The sequence below is a fragment of the Sphingobium sp. B7D2B genome, from assembly GCF_025961895.1.
In the GTDB taxonomy this organism is placed as follows: domain Bacteria; phylum Pseudomonadota; class Alphaproteobacteria; order Sphingomonadales; family Sphingomonadaceae; genus Sphingobium.
The window spans coordinates 818,347-836,980 of the sequence record NZ_JAOQOM010000001.1; the positions used below are offsets into that span (position 1 = coordinate 818,347).

General features: G+C 65.1%; 21 protein-coding genes. 10 read left to right on the plus strand and 11 right to left on the minus strand.

Features of this window, described 5'->3' with window-relative positions; genetic code table 11:
• Nucleotides 1-3 precede the first annotated feature (3 nt).
• Nucleotides 4-306 carry a hypothetical protein gene (locus M2341_RS03560; protein WP_264584253.1) on the plus strand — a complete coding sequence of 101 codons (303 nt, stop codon included), beginning with the start codon at nt 4-6 and terminating at the stop codon, nt 304-306.
• A 99-nt stretch (nt 307-405) separates the two neighbouring features.
• Here M2341_RS03560 and pal read toward each other — a convergent pair whose 3' ends face one another.
• The 8 genes from pal to ruvA all read right to left on the minus strand — a co-directional run bounded on the left by pal (nt 406) and on the right by ruvA (nt 6,693).
• A complete protein-coding gene (gene pal / locus M2341_RS03565) occupies nt 406-921 on the minus strand; it encodes a peptidoglycan-associated lipoprotein Pal (protein WP_264584254.1) in 516 nt (171 codons plus the stop codon).
• Between the two features lie 111 nt (nt 922-1,032).
• Nucleotides 1,033-2,376: a Tol-Pal system beta propeller repeat protein TolB gene (gene tolB / locus M2341_RS03570; protein ID WP_264585980.1), complete on the minus strand. Its 1,344-nt coding sequence runs from the start codon at nt 2,374-2,376 to the stop codon at nt 1,033-1,035.
• 5 nt (nt 2,377-2,381) lie between these two features.
• The gene (locus tag M2341_RS03575; RefSeq protein ID WP_264584255.1) at nt 2,382-3,242 is read right to left on the minus strand and encodes a TonB C-terminal domain-containing protein; all 861 of its coding nucleotides are present in this window, start codon (nt 3,240-3,242) and stop codon (nt 2,382-2,384) included.
• Nucleotides 3,243-3,251: 9 nt separating this feature from the next.
• Nucleotides 3,252-3,722, minus strand: a complete 471-nt coding sequence (locus M2341_RS03580) for an ExbD/TolR family protein (protein WP_181558685.1) — start codon at nt 3,720-3,722, stop codon at nt 3,252-3,254.
• Nucleotides 3,722-4,426, minus strand: coding sequence for a protein TolQ (tolQ, locus tag M2341_RS03585; protein WP_264584256.1), 705 nt, complete (start codon nt 4,424-4,426; stop codon nt 3,722-3,724). The genes M2341_RS03580 and tolQ overlap by 1 nt, the downstream gene beginning before the upstream one ends.
• A 20-nt stretch (nt 4,427-4,446) precedes the next feature.
• Nucleotides 4,447-4,905, minus strand: coding sequence for a tol-pal system-associated acyl-CoA thioesterase (ybgC, locus tag M2341_RS03590; RefSeq protein ID WP_264578146.1), 459 nt, complete (start codon nt 4,903-4,905; stop codon nt 4,447-4,449).
• 116 nt (nt 4,906-5,021) lie between these two features.
• Nucleotides 5,022-6,041 (minus strand): Holliday junction branch migration DNA helicase RuvB, encoded by a 1,020-nt coding sequence (gene ruvB / locus M2341_RS03595; RefSeq protein ID WP_264572002.1) that lies wholly within the window; start codon nt 6,039-6,041, stop codon nt 5,022-5,024.
• Nucleotides 6,042-6,075: 34 nt separating this feature from the next.
• Nucleotides 6,076-6,693: a Holliday junction branch migration protein RuvA gene (ruvA, locus tag M2341_RS03600; RefSeq protein WP_264579981.1), complete on the minus strand. Its 618-nt coding sequence runs from the start codon at nt 6,691-6,693 to the stop codon at nt 6,076-6,078.
• A gap of 263 nt (nt 6,694-6,956) precedes the next feature.
• Between ruvA and rpmH the strand changes: the two genes are divergently transcribed.
• From rpmH to yihA, 6 genes are all read left to right on the plus strand, one after another.
• Complete coding sequence (gene rpmH / locus M2341_RS03605) at nt 6,957-7,091, plus strand: 50S ribosomal protein L34 (RefSeq protein WP_014074358.1); 135 nt, start codon at nt 6,957-6,959, stop codon at nt 7,089-7,091.
• Between the two features lie 44 nt (nt 7,092-7,135).
• Nucleotides 7,136-7,576, plus strand: a complete 441-nt coding sequence (gene rnpA / locus M2341_RS03610; RefSeq protein WP_264577541.1) for a ribonuclease P protein component — start codon at nt 7,136-7,138, stop codon at nt 7,574-7,576.
• Between the two features lie 169 nt (nt 7,577-7,745).
• Nucleotides 7,746-7,958 carry a membrane protein insertion efficiency factor YidD gene (gene yidD, locus M2341_RS03615; protein ID WP_181558690.1) on the plus strand — a complete coding sequence of 71 codons (213 nt, stop codon included), beginning with the start codon at nt 7,746-7,748 and terminating at the stop codon, nt 7,956-7,958.
• Between the two features lie 49 nt (nt 7,959-8,007).
• Nucleotides 8,008-9,729, plus strand: a complete 1,722-nt coding sequence (yidC, locus tag M2341_RS03620; protein WP_264584257.1) for a membrane protein insertase YidC — start codon at nt 8,008-8,010, stop codon at nt 9,727-9,729.
• A 54-nt stretch (nt 9,730-9,783) separates the two neighbouring features.
• Nucleotides 9,784-10,437: a TrmH family RNA methyltransferase gene (locus tag M2341_RS03625; RefSeq protein ID WP_264578151.1), complete on the plus strand. Its 654-nt coding sequence runs from the start codon at nt 9,784-9,786 to the stop codon at nt 10,435-10,437.
• A gap of 67 nt (nt 10,438-10,504) precedes the next feature.
• Nucleotides 10,505-11,167: a ribosome biogenesis GTP-binding protein YihA/YsxC gene (gene yihA / locus M2341_RS03630; protein WP_264584258.1), complete on the plus strand. Its 663-nt coding sequence runs from the start codon at nt 10,505-10,507 to the stop codon at nt 11,165-11,167.
• Between the two features lie 305 nt (nt 11,168-11,472).
• On the opposite strand, the gene M2341_RS03635 is transcribed toward yihA, so the two are convergent.
• The 3 genes from M2341_RS03635 to M2341_RS03645 all read right to left on the minus strand — a co-directional run bounded on the left by M2341_RS03635 (nt 11,473) and on the right by M2341_RS03645 (nt 13,301).
• The gene (locus M2341_RS03635; protein WP_264572005.1) at nt 11,473-12,129 is read right to left on the minus strand and encodes a flavin reductase family protein; all 657 of its coding nucleotides are present in this window, start codon (nt 12,127-12,129) and stop codon (nt 11,473-11,475) included.
• A gap of 194 nt (nt 12,130-12,323) precedes the next feature.
• Nucleotides 12,324-12,764, minus strand: a complete 441-nt coding sequence (locus tag M2341_RS03640; protein WP_264584259.1) for a group II truncated hemoglobin — start codon at nt 12,762-12,764, stop codon at nt 12,324-12,326.
• A gap of 78 nt (nt 12,765-12,842) precedes the next feature.
• Complete coding sequence (locus tag M2341_RS03645; protein WP_264584260.1) at nt 12,843-13,301, minus strand: cupin domain-containing protein; 459 nt, start codon at nt 13,299-13,301, stop codon at nt 12,843-12,845.
• Nucleotides 13,302-13,382: 81 nt separating this feature from the next.
• Between M2341_RS03645 and M2341_RS03650 the strand changes: the two genes are divergently transcribed.
• The 3 genes from M2341_RS03650 to M2341_RS03660 all read left to right on the plus strand — a co-directional run bounded on the left by M2341_RS03650 (nt 13,383) and on the right by M2341_RS03660 (nt 18,539).
• Complete coding sequence (locus tag M2341_RS03650) at nt 13,383-13,988, plus strand: SOS response-associated peptidase (protein WP_264584261.1); 606 nt, start codon at nt 13,383-13,385, stop codon at nt 13,986-13,988.
• 176 nt (nt 13,989-14,164) lie between these two features.
• Nucleotides 14,165-15,421, plus strand: a complete 1,257-nt coding sequence (locus tag M2341_RS03655; protein WP_264584262.1) for a gallate dioxygenase — start codon at nt 14,165-14,167, stop codon at nt 15,419-15,421.
• A 199-nt stretch (nt 15,422-15,620) separates the two neighbouring features.
• Nucleotides 15,621-18,539, plus strand: a complete 2,919-nt coding sequence (locus M2341_RS03660; RefSeq protein ID WP_264584263.1) for a TonB-dependent receptor domain-containing protein — start codon at nt 15,621-15,623, stop codon at nt 18,537-18,539.
• The last annotated feature ends 95 nt before the right edge of the window (nt 18,540-18,634 follow it).

Genomic DNA, 18,634 nt, shown 5'->3' on the forward strand with positions numbered 1-18,634 from the left:
GAAATGGCCAAAGTTGACGGCGCTTATGATTGCACCACCAAAACCCCGATGGGGGATCAGGCGAGCGTGTTCACCGTCGTGACGGACGGAGACACGTTCAACGGCACCAACGCGGGGCCGCTCGGCTCGCTCGATGTGAAGAACGGCAAGGTGGATGGCAACCGGCTGACCTGGATCATGGAGATGACCATGCCCATGCCGATGACGCTCACCTGCGAGGCAATCGTGACCGACGGCAAGATCAGCGGCACCATCGATGCCGGCGCTTTCGGCACCATGGCGATGACGGGCACGCGCCGGGGCTGAGCGCGGCGCTGCAGAGACGTTCGCCGGCAGCGGCGAACATAGAAAAGGGCAGCCTCCCGGTTGGAAGGCTGCCCTTTCTGTTTGGCGTTCTGGCGCGTGTCAGTCGACCGTAACGGTGACTGCGCGACGGTTCTGGGCCCAGCTGGCTTCATCCGAGCCGAGCGCGACCGGGCGCTCCTTGCCGTAGCTGATCGTGTTGATGCGGCCGGCATCGATGCCGAGCGAGGCCAGATAGTTCTTGGCGGCATTGGCGCGACGCTCACCGAGCGCGAGGTTGTATTCGCGGGTGCCGCGTTCGTCGGCATGGCCTTCGACGGTCACGCGCTTCTGCGGGTAGCGCATCAGCCATTCGGCTTGGCTGCGCAGCACGTTGCGATCCTCATCGTCGATGTCGCTCTCATCCGTATTGAAGAAGATACGGTCCGAGGTCACGCTTGCGACGAAGTCGGCCTGGCTGCCCGGGGTCGGGCCGCTCGGCGTGGGCGTGGGTGTCGCGGCCGGCGGCGGTGCCGTGTCAGCCGGTGCGGGGGGAAGAGTCTCCGGCGCCTTCTTGGCACAGGCCGAAAGGGCGAGCGCGGCACTGGAAACCAGCAGCAACAGGGGTGTGGTACGCATGGGGGCTTCTCCTACTGTCCTGAACACAAACCGGTTCGTCGTATGGTTGGGGCGTTTTGCCGACAAGTCAACCTGAAGATATGAAAACAAAGATGAATTATTGGTTCCCCGTCACTGAAGCAGCGGCCCCCAGGCGGGGTCCGAGCCGTCCACCGGCGTTACGATCTTGCGCTCGTTCACGCCGGTCAGATCGACCTGCCAGATGGAGGAATTACCGGAGCGACCGGCTGCGGTGCGGAAGAATTGCAGCACACGGCCATTGGGCGACCAGGTCGGCGCTTCATCCTGCCAGCCATTGGTCAGCAGACGCTCGTTGCTGCCGTTCACATCCATCACACCGACCCGGAAGTTGCCGGCGATTTTGGTGAAGGCGATGAGGTCGCCGCGCGGGCTCCACTCGGGCGTGGCGTAACGACCACCGCCGAAGCTGATGCGGCGCTGGCCCGAGCCATCCGCATTCATCACATAAATCTGCTGCCCGCCCGAGCGATCGCTCTCGAACACGACGCGCGTGCCGTCCGGCGAGAAGGAGCCGCCGACATTGATGCCCGGCGTGTTGGTCAGCCGTGTCGGGCGACCACCGGCGACGGGAATCTTGTAGATGTCCGTGTTGGCGCCGCTCGCCATCGAATAGAGCAAAGTGCGGCCATCGGGTGACCAGCGCGGGGCGAAGATGGCGCCGCTGCCTTCCAGCAGCACGCGTTGGCGGCCCTGATCGACATCATAGATGTAGATGCGCACGTTGCGGCCGACATAGCTCACATAGGCGATGGAGCGATAATCGGGCGACCAGCGGGGCGTGAGCGCCAGGCTCTGGCCATTGGTGATGAAGCGATGGTTGGCGCCGTCGCTATCCATGATGGCGAGACGCTTGACGCGATTGTCCTTGGGGCCGGTCTCGGCGATGTAGGCGATGCGGCTATCGAAGAACGGGCTCTCGCCAGTCAGGCGCGAATAGACAAGGTCGGCGCAGCGGTGCGCAGCCCGGCGCCAGTCGCGTGGTGCGACGACATAGCCCTGCCGGGCCAGCTCTGTGCCGAGCGACACGTCATAGAGATAGCAGCCGACCGTGATCTGCGAATCGCCGCCCGCCGAGCGGACGAAGCCCTGCACCAGCGCCTCGGCATTCATCGCGGACCAGCGCGCGAAGACGGGGCTGGTGACTTCCGCCATGGAGGGCGGCTGCACGCCATTGGGGCCGAGCGGGGTGAACAGCCCGGAGCCGCGCAGATCGTTGGCGATTACCTCGGCGATGCGCTGGCCGAGGGACTGGGTGGAGCCCGCCGGCGTTTCGACATTTTGCTGGGTCGGCATAGCCGGAACGGCGATCCGCAGATCGCTCTCGACCGGATTGGTGACGTCCACGCTGAGCTGCGCCGTGGCGGGCATCGCGATGAGCAGGGCCAGCAGGGCGCTGGCACCGCGCAGGGTTTTGCGTCGAAGGCTGAGCATCATCATGGTCACAGACTCGCATAAATGCGGAGCGGCCGGAGCCACTTCCACTGTTCATAAAATTCGGCGGGCAGGTTCTTGAACGGCGCGGCGCGCATCACGGCCTGCACGGCCCGCTCGGCATGGAGATCGGCCTGGGCGCGATTGCTGGCCGTCACGCCCTCCTGCCCGACGACCTCGACCCGGCCATCGATGCGCCCATCCGGTGTCAGGTGGACACTGAGCAGCGTCACCAGCTTTTCGGCATCGGCGCCGGAGGGCGGGCGCCAGTGCGGCTTGATCTGGCGCGTGATCTCGGCGTTCAGTGCGCGGGCCGCGACCGGGCTGAGCTTGGCGTTGGAGCCGCTGGTGTTGGGCGTCGCGCGGCTGGAGGCCGTTTCGGCATTGATGCCCTTGAGGAAATCGTCACCCAGTCGCGAGGCGCGCTGACGCGGCGCTTCCTCACGCGCTGGGCGGGAGGGCGCTGGCTTGGCGGCCGGCGTCTCGCGCGTGCTGGCCCGCTGTTCGCGCGGCTTGGGCGCGGGCGGCGGTGGGGGAGCCGGTTTGGGCGTCGGTGCCTGCGCGCGGGGCGGGGGTGGCGGGGCAACCGGATCGGGCTGCGCTGGCGTGGGCGCTGCGGCGGCGGGCGGCGGCGGCGCAGCATCGGGCTCGACCTCGCCAATTTCCGGCGCGGTGGCGGTCTGCGGCACGTCCGGCGCATGCTCGCGGGTCAGGCTTTCGAGCGCGACAGCATCCGCAAAGGTCACGTCGATCGTCGACGGCGGTTTTAAATCGGCGCTCTTCTGAAACAGGCCAAGCGACAGCGCGCCGAGCAGAAGCACATGGCCCGCCGTGGAAATTCCCAGTCCTAGACGCTCGCGCTGGTCCATTCCCCGCCCTTATTCGCCCGTCACTGAACGCACGGTGGACGGATCCGATCCGCCCATGCCAATGCCGGTCGTTACCAGCGCCACCCGGTCCAGCCCGGCGCGATTGAGCTCGCCCATCACGCGCATGACGCGGCCATAATCGAGCGCGGCGTCGGCGCGCAGGAACACCTGCTCGTCCGGGCCAAGGCCGGCGCGCAAGGCATTGAGCCGGTCGGGCAGGGCATCGTCGCTCACCGGATCGTCGTTGATGAAGACCGCGCCCTCCGGATCGACCGAGACGATGGCGGGCTTCTTGTCCTGGTCCAGCGCGCTGGCCCGGCTTTCCGGCAGGCGCACGGGCACACCGGTCACCAGCAAGGGGGCGGTCACCATGAAGATGATGAGCAGCACCAGCATCACGTCGACCAGCGGCGTAACGTTGATGTCCGCCATCGGCGCGCGTCGCCCGCCCCGCCGGTTGGAAGGCAGGTTCATACCCATCAGGATTCAAGCTCGCGGCTGAAGGTGGTGTAGAGCCCGTCCGAGAAGCGCTGGACCCGCGCTTCCAGCCGGTTCACGCCATGGCTCAGGCGATTGTAGCCGATCACCGCCGGAATAGCCGCGAATAGGCCGATGGCGGTCGCGAACAAAGCCTCGGCAATGCCGGGCGCCACGACCGCGAGGCTGGTGTTCTGCTCGCCGGCAATGGCGATGAAGGCGCGCATGATGCCCCACACCGTGCCGAACAGGCCGACGAACGGCGCCACCGATCCCACGGTCGCGAGGATGTTCAGCCGGTCGGAAATCTTGTCGATGGTGCCAGCCAGAGCAGAGCCCATGGCCGTGGCGAGCCGGTCGCGCGTGCCATCCGGATTCATGCCGCGCTGGGCGGTGGAGCGGCGCCATTCGGCGATGCCGGCATTGAGCACCTGCGCGCTCGGCAGGTCTTCGCGGCCGCGCTCCTTGGCGAAGGCGTCCATGTCCTTGGCCTGCCAGAAGGCGCGCTCGAACTCGTCGCATCCCTTGCGCATCCGCCGGAGCCGGCCGGCGAAGCTGAAGATGATGCCCCAGGTCCAGACGCTGGCCAGCAGCAGGCCGACCATCACCGCCTTCACGACGAGATCCGCCTGTAGGAACATGTCCACCGGCGACAAAGTGAGCGCATTGTCCGGCGCTGCGGCAGCAAGCATGAGGGTGAAAGTCATGGGCGGGGGTGTTTCTCCGGTCAGGAAGGAAGCGGCGCGAGCCGGCTGAAGCGATCGATCCAGTCAGCCGGCTGGCGGCGCGGGCGACCGGTGCTGTCGAGGAAGGCCACGGTGACGCTGCCCCGGGTCAGTTCCGTGTCCTCGCGCCAGACCGACTGGGCTATAACGCAGCGCGCCGCGCCGAGTTGCGTCAGCTGGCTGCGCACGGTGAGATCATCGTCCAGACGGGCCGGCGCGCGGTAGCGCAGCGCAATGTCCGTCACAGCATACACGCCCTCGCCGGATTCCTGCGCCGCGCGCTGATCGATACCGAGCTGGCGCAGCATGTCCGAGCGGGCGCGCTCCATATAGCGCAGATAATTGGCGTGATAGACGACGCCGGAAAGGTCTGTGTCCTCGAAATAGACGCGCACGGGGAAGCGATGTTCTCCGTTCTCAAACTGTCCCGAAGCGGGATGAAGGGCACTTTGCGAAGGCATGGGCGACCAGTCCTAACCGACGCGACTCGCGGCGGAAAGCCTTTTCAAGCGTCAGAACGCAGCAGATCTTCGTTCTATCGCACGGGGCCGGGCAGGATCGCTTTCCGCTTGTCGCCTCAGTCGAACAAACCGTCCTGGCTGCCCTCTGGCGGATTGAGGCCGAGATGCTTCCAGCCCGGCGCATTCAGGATGCGGCCACGGGCGGTTCGCGCGATGATCCCCAGCTGAAGCAGATAGGGCTCGATGACATCCTCGATGGTGTCGCGCGGCTCGGAGAGGCCAGCGGCCAGCGTTTCGGCACCGACCGGGCCGCCTTTATAGATGTCGGCGATCATCCGCAGGTAGCGGCGATCCATCAGGTCGAGGCCGAGCTGGTCGACCTCCAGCCGGGTCAGCGCGGCATCGGCGGCGGCGGCATCGACGACATCATGGCCGGCGGCGTGAGCGAAATCGCGCACCCGCCGCAACAGCCGTCCGGCAATGCGCGGCGTACCACGGGCGCGGCGGGCGATTTCGCTCGCGCCATCGGGGGCGATCGGCAGGTCGAGCAGCCGCGCCGCGCGGGTGATGACATGCTCCAGCTCATCGACGGTATAGAAGTTGAGCCGCACGGGGATGCCGAACCGGTCGCGCAGCGGCGTGGCCAGCATGCCCTGCCGCGTCGTCGCGCCGACCAGCGTGAAAGACGGTAGATCGATCCGCACCGAGCGGGCAGAGGGGCCTTCCCCGATCATGATGTCGAGCGCGCGGTCCTCCATCGCCGGGTAGAGAATTTCCTCCACCGCCGGATTGAGCCGGTGAATTTCGTCGATGAACAGCACGTCGCCTTCATCGAGATTGGTAAGCAGCGCGGCGAGATCGCCCGCCTTGGCGATGACCGGACCGGACGTGGCACGGAACCCCACGCCCATCTCCCGCGCGACGATCTGCGCCAGCGTCGTCTTGCCCAGGCCCGGCGGGCCGAAGAACAGCACATGATCGAGCGCTTCGCCGCGTGCGCGGGCGGCATTGATGAAGATCCGCAGATTCTCGCGCGCGCCCTTCTGCCCGACGAAATCGTCCAGCGTCTTGGGGCGCAGCGCGGCATCCATATCTTCAGGCGTGCGGCCGGCGGTGAGGAGGGGGGAGCTTGCCATCAGCCCGGCACCCTAGCGCGCGTTGACCAGCCCGTCACTTGGCAGCCTTTCGCAGCGCGAGGCGGACCAGAGCATCCAGAGAGGCGCTTTCGCCCAGCTCGTCCAGCGCGGCGCTGACAGCGATGCTCGCTTCGCCCGGCTTGAAGCCCAGCGAGGCGAGGGCGGAGAGAGCATCGGCCTGCACGCCCGTCGCGGCCGGGATCGCCGCGCCGCTTGCATCCAGCCCGATGGCGAAGGACCCGGTGGCGATGGCGCCCACCTTATCTTTCAGTTCGCGCACGATCCGTTCGGCAAGCTTGGGGCCGACGCCGTTAGCGCGGGCGACCATCGCCTTGTCCTGCGCGGCGATGGCGCGGTGCAGGTCGCTCGGCTCCAGCGCGGAGAGAATGGCCAGCGCCACGCGCGCCCCCACGCCCTGCACGCCGGTGAGCAGGCGGAACCAGTCGCGCTCCGCCTCGCTCGCGAAGCCGACCAGCCGGATGAACTCCTCGCCCACCAGCATCTCGGTATGCACGGTGACGGCCCCGCCGACGCTGCCGAGCGCGGACAGGCTGCGTGAGGACATACCGACGAGATAGCCCACGCCACCAACATCAATGACGGCACTATCCAGTCCGGTGGAGACGAGCAGGCCTTTCAAATGCGCGATCATAAGGCCGGTGTAGCGATGTTCCTGCTTCGTTTCCACCGTTTCTGAATGAGGCGCGCGTGGCTATTCATTCCCTTGCAGGTCGGAGCGCGGCCCGCTTAAGAGAGCAGCGCAGGGCGGCGTCCTTTTCCGTCCCGCTGATTGACAAATAAGCCCGCTTTGCCTATCCGCGCGCCTTCGGACAGACGGCCGCTCCTCCCGGATCGGGGCGAGGCGGCCATTTTTGTCGAGTCTGCAGAACCTGATTCGATTTTGAGGAATGAACGATGAAGCGCACCTTTCAGCCGAGCAACCTTGTTCGCAAGCGCCGCCACGGTTTCCGCCTGCGCATGGCGACGGCAGCCGGCCGCAAGCTGCTGAACGCGCGCCGCGCCCGCGGCCGCAAGAAGCTGACCGCCTGATCGAGCCCGGCGCGGACGGCGCGCTGCGGCGCGTCGTGGGTCGCATAACCCGCCGCGCCGACTATCTGGCCGCCAATCGCGGCCAGCGCGCACCCATGCCAGGCTTCGTGCTGCTGGTGCGCGATCGGGGCGATGGCGATCCCACGGCCCGCCTCGGCATTACCGTCACCAAGAAAATCGGCGGCGCTGTCATCCGGAACCGGATGAAGCGCCGTTTTCGTGCGCTTGCGCGCGAGATCCTCCCCGTTCACGCCATTGCCGGCGCCGATCATGTGCTGATCGGCCGCGAGGGCGGGGTCGAGCGGGATTATGCCTCGCTGGCCGCCGAGCTTGAGAAAGCGCTGCGGCGCGTCGCCAGCGGCAAGGGTGCCCCGCCGCGCGAAGGCGGACGGGGTCGGGGTGGTCGCGGCTCCGGTGGGAGCAAGAGGGTGACGCCCCCGGCGCCGCACAATGACCCTGCCCCGCGCAACGAGCCGCCCGCATGATGTCGATGAGGGATTGTCGCTCTGGCCCCGCACAACCCGTGCTCCTGCGCAGGCAGGAGGCTAGGACGGCAAGAGCAGTCGGTCGGGCCTTGGGCTCCTGTCTTCGCAGGAGCACGGTGATCGAGGCTGGAAGACCATGGCGTCGCCGCATACTCGACCACTCCGCCCCGTGATTGCGCGCCTTCTCATCCTCGTCGCGCGCTTCTGGCAGATCGGGCCGAGCCGGATTCTGCCGCCCTCCTGCCGCTATTCGCCGAGCTGCTCCCAATATGCCATCGAGGCCCTGCGGAAATATGGGGCGATAAGGGGTGGCTGGCTGGCGTTGAAGCGGCTATTGCGCTGCCACCCATGGGGCGGCTGCGGCCATGATCCGGTGCCCTGACGCCGAATCCCCTGACATGAGCTGACAAAGAGACGGAAGCCAAAGAGACGTGGACGACAAGCGCAACATCCTTCTCGCCGTGGTGCTGACCATTGCTATTCTCTTTGGCTGGCCGGTCATCAGCAATTATTTCTTCCCGCCATCGGCCCAGCCGATCGAGCGAGCCGAGCAGCAGGCGAAGCAGAAGGGCGCAGCGCCCAATGTGCGCGGCGGACCGCTGGCCGAAGGCGCGCAGGCGATTCGCCCGATCGAGGCCGTGCTGGGCGAAAGCCAGCGCGTCGCCATCGAGACGCCCAAGCTGCGCGGCTCCATCAATCTGCGCGGCGCCCGCATCGATGATGTCGTGCTGCCGACGCACCGCCAGACGGTGGATGAAAAATCGCCCCCGGTCCGCCTGCTCGCGCCGAGCGGCACGGCGGACGCCTATTTCGCGAGCTTCGGCTGGAGCGGCGAAGGCGTGCGCGTGCCGGATGCGAACACCGTGTGGACAGCCGACGGCACCAAGCTGACCCCGCAGACGCCGGTGACGCTGCGCTGGAGCAACGGCGCGGGGCAGACCTTCCTCATCCGCCTGTCGATCGACGAGGATTATCTGCTCACTGTCGCGCAGACGGTCGAGAATGCGGGCGGCAATGCCATCGCCGTCCGCAACTATGGCCTGCTCTCGCGCACCGGCCACAGCAAGGACAAGTCGACCTGGACGATCCACACCGGCCCGATGGGCGTGTTCAACGGATCGGCCAATTATGACATCGGCTTCGACAAGTTGGACAAGGATGGCGACAAGCGCTTCTCCACCACCGGCGGCTGGCTGGGCTTTACCGATCTCTATTGGCATGCCGCGCTCATCCCGGCGCAGACGCTGCCGGTCGATGCGCAGTTCCGCAAGGGCGCGAGCGACCGCTATCAGGCCGACCTGACCTATGCGCCCGCCGTCGTCCAGCCCGGCACTTCGCTCAGCACGACGAGCCGGCTGTTCGTCGGCGCCAAGGAAACCCCGGTGCTCGACCGCTATATGGACCAGCAGGGCATCGCGCTGTTCGACCGCGCGATCGACTGGGGCTGGTTCCGCTGGTTCGAGAAACCGATCTTCTATCTGCTCGACTGGCTGTTCCGCCACATCGGCAATTTCGGCGTGGCGATCATCTGCCTCACCTTCATCGTGCGTGGCCTGATGTTCCCGGTCGCCCAGCGGCAGTTCGCCAGCATGGCGGCGATGCGCGCCATCCAGCCGAAGATGAAGGCGCTGCAGGAGCGCTACAAGAACGATAAGCCGAAGATGCAGCAGGAGATCATGGCGCTGTACAAGACGGAGAAGGTCAATCCGCTCGCGGGCTGCCTGCCGATCTTCCTGCAGATCCCCATCTTCTTCGCGCTCTACAAGGTGCTGATGCTGACGGTGGATATGCGCCACCAGCCCTTCTACCTGTGGATCAAGGATCTGTCCGCGCCCGATCCGGCGCACATCCTCAACCTGTTCGGCCTGCTGCCGTTCACGCCGCCCTCGTTCCTCGGCATCGGCGTGCTGGCGGTGATCCTCGGCATCACCATGTGGCTGCAGTTCAAGCTGAACCCGGCACCGATGGACGATGTGCAGAAGCAGATCTTCTCGCTGATGCCCTGGATGATGATGTTCATCATGGCGCCGTTCGCGGCAGGCCTGCTGATCTACTGGTGCACCTCCAACATCCTCACCATCGCGCAGCAGTGGTGGCTGTATCGCCAGCATCCCGTGCTGGGGCAGCCGGCAGCAGATACGGCGAAGGGTTGAGGCGAGGGCAAACTTTGTTTGTGCGTGGCGGGCAGCTTGGTCGCTGGAGGGTTCATGGAAGAAAAACGCCCGTCGAAGCCAAATCTCCGTAAACGTGCGGATGAAATCAGATCGTTTCGCTGCAAGAACCTCATTGCGGTGATCGAGAACCCAAGTGATGTGAAGAACATCGGCACGGTCATTCGAAATGCGAATGGTCTGGGGGTCGAGAAGGTCTATGTGGTCGATCCTCGGCGCGCATTGCCTGACGACTGGCAAAACCTCCGAGAGAATAAGGCAATCTCTAAAACCTCGGTATCTGCCGTCAAATGGACGTTTGTGAAGCGCTTTGACAGTACGGCAGAATGTTTTGATCATCTTGAAGCAAACGGCTTCAAGTCAATCGTGACCTCGCCGCACGTGAAGGGCAAAACCTCGATTTTCCTCGATGAAGGCGATTACACGCTCCATCACAAGCTCGCTGTGTGGTTTGGGAGCGAAACGCTGGGAATCAGTGAGTTGGCTGTCGAGCGGAGCGAGATGTGTGTGAGCATTCCGATGTTCGGTATTATTGAAAGCCTGAACCTGGGGACCAGTTCGGGCATCGTTTTGTACGAAGTGGCGAAGCAGAGACGCGAATATCAGAGTCGCTTCAGGCTCCGGAAGCGGAGAGGCGAACGCTCCGAGCCGCTCCCCACTGTTATTGCGCCGCAGCGCGACCCAATGTGATCGAGTTATCGATCAGCTTTTCCGCCTTTCAGGTGACGCTTGCAGGTTAAGGCGCTAGGGGAGCGGCATGGATCACAACCCGCACAGCGATATTGACGACGACACCGCCGCCCGCATCGAGGAGGCCCGCCGGATCTTTTCCGGGCCGATCAGCTTCCTCAAATCCGCGCCGGGGCTGAACTTCCTGCCGCCAGCAGATGTGCCGGAGGTCGCCTTTGCCGGGCGCTCCAATGTCGGCAAGTCCTCGCTCATCAATGCGCTGGCCAACCGCAATGGTCTTGCGCGCACATCCAACACGCCGGGACGCACGCAGGAATTGAACTTCTTCGACGTGGGCGAGCCGCTGCGCTTCCGCCTCGTGGACATGCCCGGCTATGGCTATGCCAAGGCGCCCAAGGATGTGGTCAAGCAGTGGCGCTTCCTCGTGAACGATTTCCTGCGCGGGCGTGCCGTCCTCAAGCGCGCGCTGGTGCTGGTCGATGCCCGCCACGGCCTCAAGGATGTCGATCGCACGCTGCTCGACATGCTGGATGAAGCAGCGGTGAGCTACCGCATGGTGCTGACCAAGGCCGATAAGGTTAAGGCGACCGACCTTGCTATCGTCACCGAGCAAACCGCTGCAGAAGTGCGCAAGCGCCCAGCGGCCCATCCGCAGATCATCCCGACATCGAGCGAGAAGGGCATGGGCCTGCCGGAGTTGCGCGCGGCGGTGATTGAGGCGCTCGACTGAGGGCTGGTGGCGGGGGCGGGGCGCGGCATCTCAGGGATGCCGCTCGCGCTATTGGCCCCTCCTGCCGCAATATGGCTTATGTCGGGCGTCTCCATCGCGCCGAGCGCGTTCGAGCATTGCAGGCGATAGTGCAGGCAGCTCTCAGCCCAATACCAGCCTATCGCCCTGCAAATCCAAAAGACCTGGCCGCTGACGGTCAAAGCCGACAGTCCCGCCGTTTCACCTCTGGCTGCCGCTTCAAATGTCGTCGCCCATATCGTCCGTGTCGAGACTCGGGGGCGGGTCAGACATTTTGAGCCGTCAGATCACTTGGAAAACTCTCGCTTGCGGTCGACGGGCGTGACCGGGCCGCGCCGCCATTTTTGGACCAGGGCATCGGCACGCGTCTCATAATAATCGGCCGGCCCGCCCCCGCGTGACACCGGCACGGCATGGGTGGTCTGATAGATGCCGTCAAGGATACAATCCTGATTGATGTGCACATGCACGACCTGGCCGAACACCACCCGGAAGTCGCTGGGGACGCCATCCAGATCCTTGAGGTGGACGATTTCCGTCACCTTGCATTCGAACTGGGCAGGACTCGCCGCCACGCGCGGCGGCGCGACATCGATCGAGGCGATCTTCTCGATCCCCGCCATCTCGAACTCGTCGACCTCCGGGCCCACCTCGTCCCCCGTGAGGATCATCACGTCGGTGACATCGCGGCCAACCAAGTTCCACACGAATTCACCGGTTTCCCGCGCATTGCGGACGCTGTCCTTCTCCCCGCCGGACGAGAAGCCGATGATCAGCGGGCGATAGCTGGCGATGTTGAACAGGCTGAACGGAGCGAGATTCGCGACCCCCTCGGCGCTGACCGTACTGATCCAACCGATCGGGCGGGGCGCGACGATCGCGTTGGCCGGCTGGTGCTTCAGACGATGGCCCTCGGCCGGGCGATAGGAGTGAAATTCTCTCATGATGGCGCAGGTCCCTTGGCAAGCTTCATTATGCCGGAATTATTTCCGGTTTCTGACTCGCTAGGCCTATAAGACGTGTCTGCGCTTCCGTCTAAGATATTTTGGGGGGTGTGATTGAAGACCGCATTCACGACAGTTCGGCCGCCACGCGGTTTTGCGAGGCGGGCCGATAGCGGCAACGATGCAGAAAGGCCCTAAGCCAATCGGTCTAATCGCTCTGCACCGCTCTGCATCGCTCGGCCCATGCGGGCGAAGGCGGCGTTCATTTTCTCGGCCAGCGCTTCCTCTACGCCGGTGTCGATTAGCGCCTGTCCCATCGCTTGCGTCCATTGCCGGGTTTCCACATCGCCAAAGCCGATCTGGCGATGCGCGGACATGATGCAGGCGCCGGGCTTTTGCGTGAACCAGTCGCGTGGGCCGCCGAGCCAGGCGGTAAGGAATCCGGTCAGAGACTCCCGCATCGGGGCCAGATCGGGCGCATGTATCGCCCGCAATTCGGCAAAGCGCGGGTCCTGCTCCATGAGATCGTAGAAGCGCTCGACCAGCGCGCGCACGGCCGGCGTGCCGCCGATCTCGTCAAAGGGCAGCGGCGCGGGATCGGGTGGGGACACTTCGGCAGTGGTGGATTGGGTCATTGGGCGTGGCTCATGGCGCAGGGCTCCTCATCATGAGGTTTGCATGTCAGGGCCGGCGCCTCGTCGCCTTGCGCTGGATCAAGTCGGGGAGGGATCGCCTGGTGCGCAACCCGGTGCCCAGTCGAGCGGCGCGAGCGTGAACCCGGCAAAATCAAAACCCGGCGTGACGATGCAGGAGACAAGTGCCCAGCCTCGATCGGCCTCGGCGGCCTGCCAGTGGTGCGGGGAGATGACATGCTGCGGGATCTCGCCCGCCAGCACATCGCCGCCTAGGCGCAGGGCTGTGACCGGGCCTTCGTCGCCCGGCGCGATGGAGAGGCTGAGCGCGTGGCCGGCGTGCCAGAGCCAGGTCTCGCTCGCATCCACCTTGTGCCAATGGGAACGCTGCCCGGCCTCGAGCAGGAAATAGATCGCCGTCGCCCCGGCGCGCTCGCCGGGCATGGCCTCAGCCCGCCAGGTCTCGCGATACCAACCGCCCTCGGGATGCGGCCGGAGAGCGAGGCGGTCGATGAGGGCGCGGGCGGTGGGATCGGGCATGCGAGCCTTGTCGCCTGATTGCGATGCACCGCGCAAGAGCTTGACCGCGCGGTCCCGTGGCGGGAAGGGTGGGGCGCGACCATGACGTCCCTCTATCGCCTCGATGCCAGTGCCGCGCAGATCGGCGGGGCGCTCCATGCGGATGCCGGTGAGGACCCGTGGCCGGGAGGCTATATGACGCCGGGGCGCTATGGGCCGGTGATCGTGCGTGGGCGCGATGGCGTGCGCCGGCTGGTGCCGCGGCTATGGGGCGTGCCGCCGCCGCCGGCCGCGGCTCTGACGGGCGGCGCGCCGGTCGCGCATGTGCGCAATGTCGAGAGTCCGTTCTGGATCGGTACACTGCGGCATAACGAGTTCCGCTGCCTGGTGCCGGTTACCAGCTTTCAGCTCTGGTCGCAGGCGCCTGATCCACGCACCGGCAAGCGCGTCGCGCATCGTTTCTCGCTGCCGGATGCGGCGATCTTCGCGTTCGCGGGCATCTGGCGGGACAGCGAGGTGGCGAGTTTTGCGCTGCTGACCTGCGAGCCGAACCGGCTCGTCGCCTCGGTCAACCCGCGCACCATGCCGGTCATCCTGCATGCCGAAGACCATGGCCGCTGGCTGCGCGCGGACTGGAAGGAGGCGCAGCGGCTGGTTGCGCCTTACCCGTCGCAGGCGATGACGATGGATGATGCGGGGCCACGCTAAACAATCCCCTTCATCGTTCCCGCGTTCGCGGGAATAACGAGATAAGGAGGTCGGGCGCTCGCCAATGCCGCCCTTCGGCCACTTCGTTTGTGTTGCGTACAAATAGGGTGCAACCTACACTCCGCGCCACCGGCGACGAGTCCGTGCTTGCGCCGCAGAGACAAGAGGAGAGGCCCATGGCCAGGATCATCGGCGGTTTCGCCGTTTCGCACACGCCGACCATCGCGTTCGCCAAGGATGCGAACAAGCAGACCGATCCCGTCTGGGCGCCGATCTTCGAGGGGTTCGAGCCGGTCAAGCAATGGCTGGCGGACGAGAAGCCCGATGTGATCCTGTATGTCTACAACGACCACATGACCTCCTTCTTCACCCATTACTCGCATTTCGCGCTGGGCATTGGCGAAGAGTATGAGCCGGCGGACGAAGGCGGCGGCAAGCGCGACCTGCCCGCAATCAAGGGCGATCCCGCGCTCGCCAAGCACATCGCCGAGTGCATGGTCGCCGACGAGTTCGATCTGGCCTATTGGCAGGGCATGGGGCTGGACCATGGCGCCTTCTCGCCACTCTCCGTGCTGCTGCCGCATGAGCAGGGCTGGCCGTGTCGGCTGGTCCCTCTCCAATGTGGCGTGCTTCAGCATCCGATCCCCAAGGCGCGCCGCTTCTGGAAGTTCGGCCGCTCGCTGCGCCGCGCGATCCAGAGCTATCCCAAGGACATCAAGGTCGCGATCGCGGGCACGGGCGGGCTTTCCCATCAGGTCCATGGCGAGCGCTGCGGGTTCAACAACACCGCCTGGGACATGGAGTTCATGGAGAAGCTCACCAATGATCCGGAATCACTGCTCGACGCGACGGTGACGGATCTCGCCAAGCTCGGCGGCTGGGAAGGGGCCGAGGTGGTGATGTGGCTGCTGATGCGCGGCGCGCTCTCCGAACAGGTCGAGAAGCTGCACCAGAGCTACTTCCTGCCGTCGATGACGGCCATCGCCACGATGCTCTTCAAGGATCTGGGCGATCCGGTGCCGCCGGCCGAGACCGACGAGCAACTGCGTGCCCGCGCGTCCCGCGAGCTGGCGGGCGTCGAGGCGATCGAGGGCACCTATCCCTTCACCATCGACCGCGCGGTCAAGGGCTTCCGCATCAACCACTTCCTCCACCGCCTGATCGAGCCGGATTTCCGCAAGCGGTTTGTCGAGGATCAGGAAGCGCTGTTCGCCGAGTCGGACCTGACCGACGAAGAGAAGGACTTGATCCGTAGCCGCAACTGGATCGGCATGATCCACTATGGCGTCATCTTCTTCATGCTGGAGAAGATGGCCGCGGTGCTCGGCATCGGCAATATCGACGTTTATGCCGCCTTCAAGGGCCTGAGCGTTCCCGATTTCCAGAAGACCCGCAATGCCGCGATCACCTATTCGGTGGCCGGCAAGCAATAAGGGGCGCGGCTCGGATGCTCTGAGGGGGGCGGCAGACCTTGGTTTGCCGGCCTTTCTCATAGGGGCATCTGACAGCCTGCCGCATTTGCGCCACACCATACCGACCTTCGCCCGGACGGCGACAAAGTAGATTGCAAACTAACAGAATCTGATGAATAGATAGCTCCCTAACAACGATAATTGTCTGGGAGACTTTGCAATGAAGAGACCTGCGCGCGTGCTGCGTCAGCACGCCTGTTTCGCGGCCCTCGCCACCGTCCTCGCTTTCCCTGCTTTCGCGCAGGACAGCGCCCCCCAAAGCGATAGAGCAGATGCAAGCGACGAGGCCATCGTGGTCACCGGATCGCGCATCGCCTCCGGTTTCGACCGGCCGACCCCCGTGGCGGTTCTGGGTGCTGAGCGACTGGAAACACGCGGCATCACCAATCTCGGCGATGCGCTGAATGAGCTGCCTGCCTTCCGCGCGACCAACTCACCGGCCTCGACCGGTCTGGGCGCGGCCGGTGGCTATGTCGGCGGTCGCATCCTCGATCTTCGTGGTCTGGGCGCGGTGCGCACGCTGACCCTCGTCGACGGCAAGCGCTTCGTGCCGTCCACCACGCAGGCGACGGTCGATACCAACATGATCCCCTCGATCATGCTCCAGCGTGCCGAAGTCGTCACGGGCGGCGCCTCGGCCGTCTATGGTTCGGACGCCGTGTCGGGCGTCGTCAACCTGCTCATCGACAAGGCGTTCACGGGCTACAAGGCCAATGCCCAGGTCGGTTTCTCGCAATATGGCGATAATTTCACCACCCAGTTCGGTGCGGCCGGTGGCTGGCAGATCGGCGAGACACTGCATCTGCTCGTGGGCGGCGAGTATGAAAAGGCGGAGGGCGTGGAAAGCTGCCCGTCACGTGACTGGTGCGCCAACGGCTTCATCAACATCAGCCGCAATCCCGGCGTGACAAGCCTGCCCGCCAACAACATCCTGGCGGGCGTCTACCCCTGGACGGCGCCCTATAACGGCATCACCACGCCGCCGAGCTCGGCTTATGCCGGCCGTCTCGTCCCGGCTCTCCGCGCGATCGACGGCATCGGCTTCCGCGCCGACGGCACGCCGTTCCGCACCACACAGGGCACGCTGGCCAACAACCTCTACCAACTCGGCGGCACCAATGATGGGCCGGGCGAGAACATCTATTTCGATTTCCCGATCGTCTCCCCCACCAAGCGCTACAACGCCATGGCGTTCGCCACGTGGGAAGCCACGCCGGCCCTGACGATGGAGTTCGGCTTCAACTACGGCCATGGCGAAGGTCGCCACCGCGCGGTGCCATATCGCAATACGGCCATCACCATCCAGCGCGACAACCCGTTCATTCCCACCTCCAGCAATCCCGCGCTGGACCTGCGCACCATCATGGACGCCAATGGCCTCACCAGCTTCACGCTGGGCAAGGGCTTCAAGGATGTTGGACCGGGCCAGCTGGTCGTGAAGAACGATGTCTATCGCGCCGTCGCGTCCGCCAAATATGAGATTTCGCCCAACTGGTCGGCGGACATCTATTATCAGTTCGGCCGCAACGAGTTCCGCAGCGACATCACGGGTGGCACGATCACCTCGCGCATCCTCAAGGCGCTCGACGCGGTGGCCGGGCCCGGCGGTGCGCCGGTGTGCCGGGTGAATGCCGATGCCAGCACAACCAATAACGACCCTGCGTGCGTGGCCCTCAATCCCTTCGGCTCCGGCCAAGGCGCCACCTTCGCGGCGGCCAAGGCCTATGTCACGGCCGATGCCTTCCAGACCAACATCACCACCCAGCATGTCGTCGCCGCCAACGTCACCGGCTCGCTGTTCGATCTGCCCGCCGGGCCGCTCGGCGTGGCTGTTGGCGCGGAATATCGCAGCGACAGCGTCAGTGGCGATGCCGATGCCAATTCCAAGGCGCTGGCCTTCTTTACCGGCAACGGATCGGTTATCTCGGGCAAGATTCAGGTGGTCGAGGCTTATGGTGAGGCCGAAGTGCCGATCCTGCGCGACACGACGTTCTTCCGCGAACTGAGCCTGAACGGCGCCGTCCGCCGGACCCACTACAAGCGGTCCAGCGACTTCTTCCCGAGCAGCACGGTCAATGTGACCACATGGAAGGTTGGCGGCGTCTGGGCGCCGGTCGATGCGGTCCGCTTCCGCGTGACCAAGTCGCGCGACATCCGCGCGCCCAACGTCTCGGAACTGTTCGGCCCGATCACCAGCGCATCCGGCATTCTCAACGATCCGGCGCGTGGCGGTCAGCAGACGGTCGTGCCGATCACGCTGGGCTCCAACCCCAATCTGCGGCCGGAAAAAGCGGACACGTTTACCGCCGGCATCGTCTTGCAGCCAAGCGGTGGGATGCTCGGGCGTTTCCGGGCGTCGGTCGATTATTATGACATCAAGATCAAGGATGCGATCAGCACGCTCGGCCAGCAGAACATCGTGACGCGCTGCTCGCAGGGCGATACGCTGAGCTGCTCGCTGGTCACGCGCGATGGTGGTGCGGCCAACGGCGTCATCACCAATGTTCGTGACGTTGTGCAGAATGTGAACCAGCTCAACGCCCGCGGCATCGACATGGAGCTGAACTATCGGCAGCCCGTCGGCGCGGCCAGCGCGGTGAACCTGTCCGTCATGGCCAGCCATGTCATCGATCTGGTGACCGTGGACGCGGTTGGTCCGGTCGAACGGGCCGGCCAGACGGGTCTGCGCGGCGGTACGCCTCCGGGCATCCCCGACTGGACGGTTGACGCGACCGTGGGCCTCGACCTGGGTGAACTGTTCTCGCTCTCCACCCATGTTCGCTGGATCAACAAGGGCTTCTACAACGCGGCGTTCATCGGCGCCGAGCAGCCCGGCTATGTGATCACGGCCTCCAGCAGTTCCAGCACCAACGCCATGCCATCGCGCACCTATGTCGACATGATGGGCACGGTGAAGGTGCCGGTCGGCGGCGATAACAAGTTGAGCGTCTATTTCGGCGTGGACAATGTGTTCAATGTCGATCCGCCGAACTTCCCCGGTGCGAACGGCAGCGGTAACAACGTGCTCTTCAACCCGGTTGGGCGCATGTACAAGGCCGGCATCCGCACGTCCTTCTGATCCCCCTGCCGTGCCGGGCGCGTTTCGTCCGGCACGGCACCCTTTGGCGCACAGGCCGGCCGACGGATCGCTCTTGACGGAGCGGGTGCAGGTGC